At 47.6% G+C, this 11,727-nt stretch carries 9 protein-coding genes; 7 read left to right on the top strand and 2 right to left on the bottom strand.

What is annotated here, in order from left to right; all coding sequences use genetic code 11:
- The first annotated feature begins 228 nt into the window (after positions 1-228).
- The 7 genes from speA to gor all read left to right on the top strand — a co-directional run bounded on the left by speA (position 229) and on the right by gor (position 10,282).
- Entirely contained in the window at positions 229-2,064 is a 1,836-nt protein-coding gene (gene speA / locus Q7V32_RS08605) for a biosynthetic arginine decarboxylase (protein WP_304896572.1), read from the top strand.
- A gap of 1 nt (position 2,065) precedes the next feature.
- Positions 2,066-2,926 carry an NAD(P)-dependent oxidoreductase gene (locus Q7V32_RS08600; protein ID WP_304896571.1) on the top strand — a complete coding sequence of 287 codons (861 nt, stop codon included), beginning with the start codon at positions 2,066-2,068 and terminating at the stop codon, positions 2,924-2,926.
- Between the two features lie 209 nt (positions 2,927-3,135).
- Positions 3,136-4,716: a PAS domain-containing methyl-accepting chemotaxis protein gene (locus tag Q7V32_RS08595; RefSeq protein ID WP_304896570.1), complete on the top strand. Its 1,581-nt coding sequence runs from the start codon at positions 3,136-3,138 to the stop codon at positions 4,714-4,716.
- A 334-nt stretch (positions 4,717-5,050) separates the two neighbouring features.
- Positions 5,051-7,438 (top strand): Lon protease family protein, encoded by a 2,388-nt coding sequence (locus tag Q7V32_RS08590; RefSeq protein ID WP_304896569.1) that lies wholly within the window; start codon positions 5,051-5,053, stop codon positions 7,436-7,438.
- Positions 7,439-7,994: 556 nt separating this feature from the next.
- Positions 7,995-8,282, top strand: coding sequence for a ferritin-like domain-containing protein (locus Q7V32_RS08585; RefSeq protein WP_304896568.1), 288 nt, complete (start codon positions 7,995-7,997; stop codon positions 8,280-8,282).
- A 30-nt stretch (positions 8,283-8,312) separates the two neighbouring features.
- A complete protein-coding gene (locus Q7V32_RS08580) occupies positions 8,313-8,837 on the top strand; it encodes a peroxiredoxin (protein ID WP_304896567.1) in 525 nt (174 codons plus the stop codon).
- A gap of 92 nt (positions 8,838-8,929) precedes the next feature.
- Complete coding sequence (gor, locus tag Q7V32_RS08575; protein ID WP_304896566.1) at positions 8,930-10,282, top strand: glutathione-disulfide reductase; 1,353 nt, start codon at positions 8,930-8,932, stop codon at positions 10,280-10,282.
- A gap of 203 nt (positions 10,283-10,485) precedes the next feature.
- On the opposite strand, the gene Q7V32_RS08570 is transcribed toward gor, so the two are convergent.
- Positions 10,486-11,202, bottom strand: coding sequence for a complement resistance protein TraT (locus tag Q7V32_RS08570; RefSeq protein WP_304896565.1), 717 nt, complete (start codon positions 11,200-11,202; stop codon positions 10,486-10,488).
- 121 nt (positions 11,203-11,323) lie between these two features.
- On the bottom strand, positions 11,324-11,653 hold the full coding sequence (locus Q7V32_RS08565; RefSeq protein ID WP_304896564.1) for a hypothetical protein: 330 nt from the start codon (positions 11,651-11,653) through the stop codon (positions 11,324-11,326).
- Between the last annotated feature and the right edge of the window lie 74 nt (positions 11,654-11,727).

Raw genomic sequence — 11,727 nt, 5'->3', positions numbered from 1 at the left:
GGGAAAGGGCTGGGGGAGGCTTTTTGAGGATGTCGGCAGCAGGGATGCTGCTGTCAAGCCCCCATGGAAGGGTTTACGGCGTTCCTCAAAAGGCTTTTCCCAGCCCAAAATGACGCCGAAAAGATCAAACTGAGAATTGCTGGAACAAATCAGCCGGTCAAAAGTTTAGAACCGCAGCCATTCAGAGCAACGTGATAAGTAACCGAAATTTAGGAACAGAGGCAAGACGTGCAAGCTAACCCATCAAAACCATGGACCACCGAAGAATCAGCGGAAATTTACTCAATCGGCAACTGGGGAGACGGTTTTTTCTCCATCAATAAAGCGGGGCGTGTTTCAGTTAAGCCCGATCCGGATCTGCCTGTCGAGCTGGATTTATTTGAAATCGCCCAAACGTTGAAAGAAAAAAACCTGTCGTTGCCGGTACTGGTCCGCTTTACCGATATCTTAAAAAACCGGGTCAAACAATTGCAGCAAGCCTTCGACAAAGCCTGCCGCAATAATCACTATCAAGGTCATTACACGCCGGTTTATCCAATCAAGGTCAATCAACAGCGCAAAGTCATAGAAGGCATTTTGGCGAGTGACAATGTCGGCCTGGAAGCCGGAAGCAAGCCGGAATTGCTGGCGATACTGGCTTTATCCAAACACGGTTTGATCGTATGCAACGGCTACAAAGACCGCGCATATATCCGTTTGGCCTTGATCGGTTTAAAGATGGGGCTGAATGTCTACATCGTCATCGAAAAGCCGTCAGAACTGGAAATGATTTTGCAGGAAGCCGCGCAACTCAACATAAAACCGCAGTTGGGTGTTCGCGTACGTCTATCGAGTATCAGCGCCGGTAAATGGCAAAACAGCGGCGGCGAAAAATCCAAATTCGGTTTTCATGCCGCCGATCTTTTGCATCTGATCACCCGGCTCAAGCAAGAAAACTTGCTGGATTGCCTGAAATTGATGCACTTTCACATGGGATCGCAAATCGCCAACATCCGTGATATCAAGGTAGCGCTTAAAGAAGCCGGTCAGTTTTATGTGGAGTTGCACAAGCTGGGTGCTCCCATTGATACCGTTGACGCTGGCGGTGGTTTGGGCGTCGATTATGACGGTAGCCGCTCGCGGCGGGAATGTTCCATCAACTACAGCATGGAAGAGTACGCGCAAAATATCGTTCGCAGTTTCGCCGATAGCTGCAGTGAACACGGCATTGCCCATCCCAACATCATTACCGAATCCGGCCGTGCGCTGACCGCGCATCATGCGGTGCTGATCACGAATGTTACCGATCTTGAAATCTATATCGGCCAATCCGACGAACCCGCCATGCAGCCGGTACATAATATCGCCGAGCTTTATCATGATGCGCAATTCGTTCTGGCCGAGGCGCGTCAGGCATTCGCTCAAGGCAAACTCGGCTTGACCGAATTGGCAAACGCCGAGCAACAACAGATCCAGGTTTTTCAGCAAATCAAAAACCAGCTCAATCCGAATATTCACAGCGAATCATCCATTCTTGCCGAACTTAACGAGAAACTGGCCGATAAAGTGTTTTGTAATTTCTCGCTGTTTCAATCGTTGCCCGATATTTGGGGTATAGATCAGGTTTTCCCCATCATGCCTATTCACCGCCTTAACGAGCAACCTGATCGACGTGCCGTATTGCAAGATCTGACCTGCGATTCCGATGGCGTGATAGACCTTTATGTGGACGGACAGAATATTGAAAAAACCTTGCCTGTGCATGCCATCGATTTAAACGAACCCTATTTGATCGGTTTTTTTATGGTCGGGGCTTACCAGGAAATCCTGGGTGACATGCATAACCTGTTCGGCGATACCCATTCGATCAACATCGAGCTGGACCCCAACGGTTATCACTTTTCCGACTTGCAGATTGGGGAAAATGTGGGCGATCTGCTTGATTATGTGCATATCAATCCGGAAGAATTAAGAGCGGCTTATCGGCAAAAACTGGCCCTCAGCGATATTACCGAAACGCTGCGCCAAATGTACCTCAAAGAACTGGACGCCGGTTTGGTTTCCTACACGTATCTGGAGAAATAACATGAAAGCAGGGTTGATCGGCTTAGGTGCCATGGGTTTGGGCATGGCAAGAAATCTGGCCAAAGCCGGATTGCTGTCTGCCGTTTACAACCGCACGGAGAGCAAAGCCCGGGATCTGGCCGATGAACTTAAGGTCAACGCTTACACTGATCCTGCCGAATTGGCGCAAGCGGTGGATGTGGTGCTGATCTGCATTTCAGCCGATCAGGATGTGCTGTCTGTAGTTACCGCGATTGCCCCTTCAATCAAGCCCGGGACTATCGTTATCGATATGTCCACCGTCAGTAGCGATACTGCGCTTCAAGCGGCAGCCATTCTGGCCGAAAGGCAGGCTGAGTTTCTGGATGCGCCGGTGTCAGGCGGCGTTGAAGGTGCCAAAAACGGCACGCTGGTGACCATGGTCGGTGGAGAGGCCGATGCGTTGACGCGCGTTCGTCCGGTATTGGACGCGATGACCAAACGTATCGTCCATATGGGCCCGGTAGGTATGGGGCAGGCAACCAAAGCCGTCAATCAAATCATGTGCGCAGGCATCAGCCAGGCAGTCACGGAAGCGTTGGCGTTTGGCCGGGCACAAGGCTTGCCCATGGATAAAGTCGTCGACGTCATCTCCGGCGGCGCCTCAGGCAACTGGTTTCTGGAACACCGTGGCCTCACAATGGCCCAGGGCACCTTTGCCCCAGGCTTCAAGTTGGCGCTGCATCACAAAGACCTGAAAATATGCCAGCACATGGCTGAACAATCCGGATTAGCAATACCGCTGTCGGATAAGACGGTGAAAGATTATGAGCAGCTGATGGCTCAAGGCTTCGGTGACGAAGATATTTCAGCGCTTTACCGGTTGAAGCGGGGCCGCGAATAGCCAGGATAAGGCTTAGGCGATCCGGGTTTTAGCAGAAAAGCAAGGCAGTGCGAAAAGTCGGCTTACCATATTACCAATAAACGCCAATACGTAATTCGAATGTTATCGAGCGAGGCATGCATTTTCAGCTAAGCTTTTTGCATGAGAATTAAGCAACAAATGTTTTCCGCCTTAATCATTGGAAACATGAAGCTAACTATGGGGATATCATGAGAAACAACCTTCCTGTTACCCAAAACGCAATTGATTATCCCCGTGCAATGGTCCTGACTTCGGCTACAGACCCTAACGGCCTTATCAGTTATGTTAATCCTGACTTCATCAAATTAAGCGGATTTAGTGAAGATGAATTGCTGAATCATAACCACAATATTGTCCGGCATCCTGATATGCCCAGTGAAGCATTTGAGGATATGTGGGGAACGATTAGTGCAGGAAAACCCTGGATGGGAATCGTTAAAAATCGCTGCAAAAACGGCGACCATTACTGGGTTGATGCCTTTGTTACGCCCCGTATTGAAAAAGGCCGGGTCATCGGTTACGAATCGGTTCGAGTTAAGCCCGATGGTGAGCTTCTGGATCGTGCCGAACAACTTTATAAAAACATACAAACAGGGAAATCGGCCGACCTCAACCCCAGTCGCTGGGGAATTCTGGGCCGGATTATGTTGGGCAATACAACGCTATTCGCCGTTTTGTTTTCCGCTTTGTACTTAATTGGAGAAATCAGTCCTGTAACTGCGGGTATTTCTTTTACACTGGCGACCTTGCTTTCTTCATGGCTCATCAGGATGCTGCTGTCTCCTCTCCAAGAAGTCGTAGAGATAGCCAGGAAAGAAGTCGACAATCCATTAATGCAACATATCTATACCCAGGATAAAACCGAGGTTGGGCAATTACTCCTGACGATCAAACTGCTTAAGGCAAAATCAAGAACTATTATTTTACGCTTGACCCAGTCAACTGAAACGCTTTTACAAAAAGCCGAAGAGACCAATTCTGCAGTCAACGAAGTGACGGTCGCGATGCACCATCAGTTACAAGAGACGCACAGTATTGCCAGTGCTGTCCAGCAATTGACAGGCACTATCGATGAGGTTGCCCGAAGCGCCAGTAATGCCGCAAAAGCAGCGACGGACGCCAATCAACAATCGAAGCAAACCTTGTCGCGTGTCAGTGAAACACTTGATTTGATAAGCTCGTTGTCCCAAGAAATCGATGGTGCGGAAGCAGCCATTCAGCATTTGGCTAAAAACAGTCTGGATATCAGCGGTGTGCTGGATGTGATTAAAAGCATTGCCGAGCAAACCAATTTGCTGGCTTTAAACGCAGCGATAGAAGCAGCCCGTGCCGGAGAGCAGGGGCGCGGATTTGCAGTGGTCGCTGATGAAGTGAGGACTTTGGCGGGACGTACCCAAAAGTCAACAGAGGAAATCAACTCGATGATTCAGGCATTGCAACAGGGGACAAGCAGGACAGTAGAAGAAATGGCCAAAGTGCGTAGAAAAGCCTCTGAAAGTGCGGAACAAGGCCAAATTTCGACGCAATTATTGATTGAGACCAATAATTCGGTGAACACCATCAGTGACATGACCGTGCAAATTGCAACAGCGGCGGAGCAACAGCATGCTGTCTCTGAAGAGATAGCCCGAAATATAGCCGCTATTGACAGGCTATCTCAGGAAACATCCAGTCACGCAGCTAAAGCCGGCAGATCCTGCGAAGACTTATCAGAACTCAGTAGGACGCTGGATATCATGGTCGAACAATTCAATGACGGAAAAAACTGATTATCTGCTGCTTCCATCATCAGGATAAATCAGCCGGAATCAGGCCCTGGAATGGCTGCCGGGCTTTGTTTGGGCTTGATGACTGCCACTAAAATCAAAGCCTGCTGTATTAGAGAGTCAACGGCTCTTTTCGCTAATGGCAAGACGACAGCAATTCCCTGTTTGAACTTTTAATGTCGCTTTGAGGGTAGGCGAAAGCCTTGCCAGACTTACCTTGCTCCTAATTAACGCTAAAAAGCCCAAACTGGGAATTCTGACAAGACGACAGGTTAAACATAAATCCCGGCTTAAATGGTAGAATCAACGGTTTGTTTGCTGTCGAGTCCTTTTATCCATGTCCGAACATTTTCCCCTTGCTCCGGAAGTCCTGAGATTAACCATAGATCTCCAGGAAATTGATTATTCACTGACCACCAAATCCCAGCCCCCCATTCTAGGACAGATCCGGGCGCAATCGGCTTTGGAGTTTGGCGTCAGCATGCAGAATTCCGGCTATAACATTTATGTCATGGGTGAGCCTGGGACGGGGCGTTTGTCGATGATTACCAGCCATCTGGACGATCAGGCACAACATCACGTTGCCCCGCCCAGCTTTGCTTATGTTGATAATTTTGAAAATCTTCGTGAACCCGTTGCCATCGAATTGCCGGCGGGTGTTGGTGCAAAATTCAGTAAAGACATAGACAAATTAATCGATAATTTGCTGGCGACTTTCCCCGCTGTTTTTGAAAGCCCGACTTATCAGCAAAAAAAGAGCGCCATCGAACGGGCGTTCAATCAGAAATATAATGCCGCATTGAGTCTGGTTGAAAACCGGGCGCAAGAGGCGGGCATTGCTGTTTATCGAGAGAGCGAAACGATCACATTTCTCCCCGTCCGGGATAATAAATCGCTGGATGAAGATCAATTTACCCAGCTTCCTCAGGAAGAGCGTGAGGCTTTTAAAGCCCAAGTGGAAATACTGGAAAATTTTCTGAGCGATGTTTTACTGGAATTGCCGCAATGGCGCCGGGCGATGGTCAAGGACATCCGGGAACTGGATGACTTAACGATTACGCAAGCGATTACGCCGCTGTTTAAAGAATTGAAAAAACAGTATCAAAATATTGATGATGTCATCACTTATCTAGCTGAAATTAAAAAAGATTTGCGCAACAGCATTGCCATTGAGCTGGCGAATCTGCCGTTCATGGATTCCCGGGATAATCAAACCAAACGCCAGTTGCTTGTCGAACGCTACGCGCCCAACATTCTCATCGATTACAAGCAGGGTAGCGGCGCACCGGTCATTTACGAACCCCACCCCATCTATCAAAACCTGTTCGGTCGCATCGAATACCAGAATGAACAAGGCACATTGGTCACTAATTACCGGCGCATCTGCCCCGGTTCACTGCATAAGGCCAATGGCGGTTATCTGATTCTTGATGCCGATAAATTATTGAACTATCCGTTTGTTTGGGAAGGCTTAAAAAGGGCTTTAAAATCCGGCAAAATTGAAATCGAGTCGCCTTATTCGGAATTGGGCATCAATACCATGACGCTTAAGCCGGAAGTTATTCCCCTTAATATAAAGGTGATCCTGGTCGGTTCTCGGGACATCTATTATTTGTTGCAAGAACTGGATGATGAATTTAACGAAATGTTCAGGATATTGGCCGACTTTGATGACCATATCAAGATTACGCCCTTATCCATCCAGCAGTTTGCGACATTGATGGTCAAGCAAGCTGCCGATTCCGGTGCAAAACCATTGACGCGGTGCGCGATTGAAAGACTTATCGAACACAGTTGCCGTCAGGCCGAGCATCAGCGCCGGCTATCTGCGCATATCAATGATTCCCTGGAAATCATAGGCGAGGCCAACTTGTTGAGTACTCAGGCGGCTGTTGATGTCATCGATAAACAGTTTGTAGAAAAAGCGCTGGCGGCGCGTGAACATCGCAATGGGCGAATTTCGGAAGCGATACTCGAAGAAATGCTCGACGGCACGATTCTGATCGATACCGAAGGCGGTGCCATTGGCAAAGTGAACGGTCTTACGGTACTTGAAATCGGCGGTAGCAGTTTCGGAGCCCCGGCCCGAATAACGACAACGGTTTATCCGGGTTCCCGGGGTATAGTCGATATTGAGCGAGAAGTGGAACTGGGACAGGCCTTGCACTCCAAAGGGGTGATGATCCTGACCGGCTATTTGGGACATTGTTACGCACAGCAATTTCCCCTGGCGATTTCTGCCAGCATCGCAATAGAACAATCCTACGGTTATATTGACGGCGACAGCGCCTCTCTGGCCGAGCTGTGCAGTCTGATTTCGGCTTTGACATTAACGCCGATCAAACAAACGTTTGCCGTCACCGGCTCTATCAATCAATACGGTGAGGTGCAGGCGATTGGTGGGGTCAATGAAAAAATTGAAGGATTTTTCAGGCTTTGTCAGGCGCGCGGACTAAACGGTGAACAGGGTGTCATTGTTCCTAAAGCGAATCAACGTAATCTGATGCTCATGAAGGAAGTGGTCGACGCAGTCGCCCAAGGATTATTCAGTGTCTATACGGTTTCAAATGTCGATGAAACCCTGGAAATACTGACGGGTCAGCCTGCCGGAGCCATCGATGAAGAAGGCAACTATCCGGAGAATAGCGTTAACTACAAAGCCATTTTGCGCTTGAAAGCGATATCGGATATGACGAATGAAGAAGATAAAGAGGAAGGCGGCTGATACAAAAGCAATCAATTACCTACACCCTCTATTCCTGGCGGGCAAGTAGTTAGCATTAAGGAATCAACGATCAGCTTGATTCCCTTCGTTCTAATAAGTGCTGCTGTATAACCCAAAATGCCGTTAGTCTCAAGTCATACCGAGGCTGCACGGGATTTTGGGGTTTATAAAGCGACTTCAGCTAAACCAAAAATCTGCGTCTTACCCGACGCAATCAGCAATTCCTCAAATCCAACTTTTTAATAGAGCCTTGATGGTTGGCATAAAAAATTGCTTTTTATGTCGTTGGCTCGCTCAAGAGTGGCTTGACGGCATTATTCCTGATGACGATGATCCCACAAAGCTTACTCCTTCCCTTTTTTCCTCATCCCTTTAAGCCATTTTTTCGCTTTTATATTGATGAAATCAATTGTTCTTATAGTAACAATCAATTTTTAATTAAGTTAAATGATCGATAAACTGTTTCTGTGCTGAAAATGAGACGACTGTGACGAGAAAACTGTTGCTCATCAACTCCCTACGGCAGACTTTTTAACCTTTTAACGAGGATTCAACCATGTCAAATGAAGGTTATCACGAATCTTTTAACGAGCTTTCTGATGAAACGCGTGATATGCATAGAGCCATTACCTCTTTAATGGAGGAACTTGAAGCGGTCGACTGGTATAACCAAAGAGTCGACGCCTGCAAGAATAATGAATTGAAAGGCATACTCGCGCATAACCGCGATGAAGAGAAAGAGCACGCGGCTATGCTGCTGGAATGGATACGCCGACAGGATCCTAAATTGGACAGTGAATTACGAGATTATCTGTTTACGGATAAGCCACTCGCTCATTATTAACCGTATTGAATCAACTTCCGGAGCAATCAAATGACTTATACAGTGCCAAATGTAGTTTTTAAAACCCGCGTCCGTGATGAAAGTATTGGCGGCGACAATCCATTTCGTTGGCAGGATGTCAGCACCGATGATATTTTCAAAGGTAAAAAAATAGTGCTATTCGCATTGCCGGGAGCCTTTACGCCCACCTGCTCAAGTACTCACCTGCCGGGTTATGAAGCAAAATACCAGGAACTTATCGATCAAGGCGTTGATGAAGTCTATTGTTTAAGTGTAAACGATGCCTTCACGATGTTTCAGTGGGGTAAACATCAGGGTATTCAGCATGTGAAAATGCTGCCCGACGGAAATGGTGATTTTTCCCGGGGCATGGGTATGCTGGTTAAAAAGGAAAACCTGGGCTTTGGCTACCGTTCCTGGCGATATTCCATGTTGGTTGACGATAAAGCGATCGTCAAGGTGTTCAGTGAACCCGGTATCTCCGACAATTGCCCCGATGATCCTTTCACAGTGAGCGATGGAGACACCATGCTGGCTTATCTAAAAGATCGCTAGGCAATGAAGTCGGGACAGGACTTTTAGTCTGTGGAGGTAAACGCCTCGGCCTTTTGTTTTTCACCATTAAACATCGATCCGAGAGGATTCAAATGACTCACTATGATTATGACCTGTTTGTGATCGGTGCCGGTTCCGGGGGCGTTCGCGCGGCTCGGACCGCTTCCGGGATGGGCGTTCGCGTAGCCATTGCCGAAAACCTTTATCTTGGCGGTACATGTGTTAACGTGGGTTGCGTTCCCAAAAAACTGTTCGTGTATGCCTCGCACTTCAGCGAAGATTTTAAAGCGGCGCAAGGTTTCGGCTGGTCTGTTCCCGAGCCGCAATTTGATTGGTCTGCTTTGTTAGCTCAAAAAAACTGCGAGATTGAGCGCTTACAAGGCATTTACGGCGGGTTACTGGATAATTCGGGGGTCACCCTGATTGAGGGGAAAGCCGAGCTACTGGATGCTCATACGGTTCGAGTGGGCGAATGGCAATTTTCTTGCGAACGAATTCTGATCGCCACTGGCGGCCGCCCATTTGTACCTGACATTCAAGGCAAGGAAAATGTTGTCACGTCAAATGAAATGTTCGCGTTAGCCACGCTTCCCAAACGAATTTTGATTGTCGGAGGCGGCTATATTGCAGTGGAATTTGCAGGGATCATGCACGGTCTGGGCGTTAAAACAACGCTTTGTTACCGGGGCGATAAACTGCTGAGAGGGTTTGATGACGATGTCAGAACATTTTCCGTAGAGGAAATGCGCAAAAAAGGTATTGAAATCCTGTTCAATACTGAAATCAAATCCATAGCAAAAAATGAAAGCGGTTTTGCCGTGCAAACCGAACAAGCCCTTACCCTTGAAGCCGATCTTGTTTTATATGCAACCGGCCGGATACCGAATATTGCCGGTTTAGGTCTGGAGGCGCTGGGTGTTGAATTCAGCAGCAAGGGCGCCATCAAGGTTGACGAAAATTATCAAACCAATATTCCCTCGATTTATGCCCTGGGTGATGTGACCGATAGAGTCAACCTGACGCCGGTCGCAATTGCTGAAGCGATGGCTTTGATTAATGCGCTCTATTCCGATCGTCCAACTCCTGTTGACTATGACAACATTCCTACGGCCGTTTTCAGTCAACCTAATATAGGCACCGTTGGATTGACCGAAGCCGAAGCAAGAAAGCGTTACCAGGATATCGATATTTTTAAGTCCGTTTTTAAGCCGATGAAACATACACTTTCAGGATTAGATGAAAAGACGCTTATGAAAATGATAGTCAGGCAAAGTACCGGAAAAGTGCTGGGTATGCACATGGTTGGTCAGGATGCCGCTGAAATCATTCAAGGCATGGCCGTTGCGATCCGGGCCGGAGCAACAAAAGCAGTATTTGACTCGACGATAGGTATCCATCCTACGGCGGCTGAAGAGTTCGTTACGATGCGCAAACCTGTAGATTGATAAACGGGCTTTATTATCTTCAAAAGTCGTATAGCAGAGGCTGGAGGCATTTTTCTGAAGGTGGCTACGGGAAAATGGCTTATTGGGTCTTTTCTGTTGCCATTTTTGAGTAACTCACCATGAATTAGCCATGGGCCTTGTTCATGATGAGTTTGCTGTGGGTAACAATCAGTTTTTTGACTGTTATTCATTAATGCGTGTCATTAAAAAACGCCTGCAATGGAGCGAACCAGACCATTGGTTAACTCGGGTGCAGCCTCTTCGTACTCAAGATTGACCTGATTTGCTGTACTAACGACACGGGTACGGTATTTTTTTCTATCGCTGACTTCTGAAGACGTTTGTGTTCTTGAGCCACCCATCCCTTGTTTGGCGTCCTGTTTACTGTCCTGTCTGACCAACACCCCTTGTTTGGCTTTCTCAGCGATTTCAATATCAGTGACAACCATGAATGTGGTGTCATGAACGGCGGCATCCGCAATAGTTTCAACCAAGCCGCCCACTGCAACCCCTGCAAGTCCGCCGATTCCGGCACCCGACCAGCCGCCTAGACCGCCACCGATCGCTGCACCTGCTGCTGCACCACCCAACGCGCCGCCAAAGCCGGAACCCAGTGCCGTTTCAGCGGCTGTTGGATTGGCTTTGCCGACACTCAAAATATTAGCCCGTAACCAGTAATGAGCCCGTTCCGGATCGTTCGTGACCACGTAACCTCGTGACTGTAAGGATTGGCGTATGGGATCCATGATATCAAAATTGGATTTGTCAGACGTGTTGCGAACTTCAAGATACACCACTTTCTTATCAGGACCCACCGGATCAAGAAAAATGGTATCGCTCATCTTGGTCTGAACGTCCAGATCTTTCTTTGCGATAGAGGTATGCACTGCTGAACATCCATTTAAGAACAGAGCTGCCACTACTACACTCCCAAAAAGTGAAAGTGTTTTTCTTTTAAAATTAACCATTAACATCCCCTTAAAGTGTTTACGTCAGATAAAAAGTTATAAATTGTTTGAAGTTCAGGAAAAATTGATTTGATTAGTAAGGCCAATAATAGCCGTTATATCGATGAAAATAGCTGCAATCCCTGTAATCATTCCAGGAATAACGGCGCAGGTCTCCGCAGGTATAGCCTCTTCGCCAGTATTTACTGGGTGTGGACACTGGAGGCGTACCGTTTTTGGTTGCCTCTTCTATGTACGCTTCTAATTTTGCATTGTCTGCGACATTAAAGGGTTGTTCCTTAACCATTTCATTCAAGCGCTTTTGCATATCCTCTTGCTCGTCGGCTAAGGCAGCACCGCAACAAAGCAGAGAAATTGCCATTAAAGAGATAGTGCAAAAAGAGTTACTTCTTAGTGTTGCCATAATTTCCCCCTGATTTGCCGGATCCCAATAAACGTTGGGAACCCCTAAAAGTTCATGTCGATTGTAGTTTCCAG

It is taken from the genome of Methylicorpusculum sp., from assembly GCF_030651835.1.
Taxonomy (GTDB): Bacteria; Pseudomonadota; Gammaproteobacteria; order Methylococcales; family Methylomonadaceae; genus Methylicorpusculum.
Note: the sequence above shows the minus strand (reverse complement) of the source record. Positions and strands in the feature narration are given on the sequence as shown.

Coding starts and splice junctions, on each gene's coding strand:
- Q7V32_RS08595 (WP_304896570.1), top strand. CDS start 3,136: ATGAGAAACAACCTTCCTGTTACCCAAAACGCAATTGATTATCCCCGT.
- gor (WP_304896566.1), top strand. CDS start 8,930: ATGACTCACTATGATTATGACCTGTTTGTGATCGGTGCCGGTTCCGGG.
- Q7V32_RS08590 (WP_304896569.1), top strand. CDS start 5,051: ATGTCCGAACATTTTCCCCTTGCTCCGGAAGTCCTGAGATTAACCATA.
- Q7V32_RS08565 (WP_304896564.1), bottom strand. CDS start 11,653: ATGGCAACACTAAGAAGTAACTCTTTTTGCACTATCTCTTTAATGGCA.
- Q7V32_RS08585 (WP_304896568.1), top strand. CDS start 7,995: ATGTCAAATGAAGGTTATCACGAATCTTTTAACGAGCTTTCTGATGAA.
- Q7V32_RS08600 (WP_304896571.1), top strand. CDS start 2,066: ATGAAAGCAGGGTTGATCGGCTTAGGTGCCATGGGTTTGGGCATGGCA.
- Q7V32_RS08580 (WP_304896567.1), top strand. CDS start 8,313: ATGACTTATACAGTGCCAAATGTAGTTTTTAAAACCCGCGTCCGTGAT.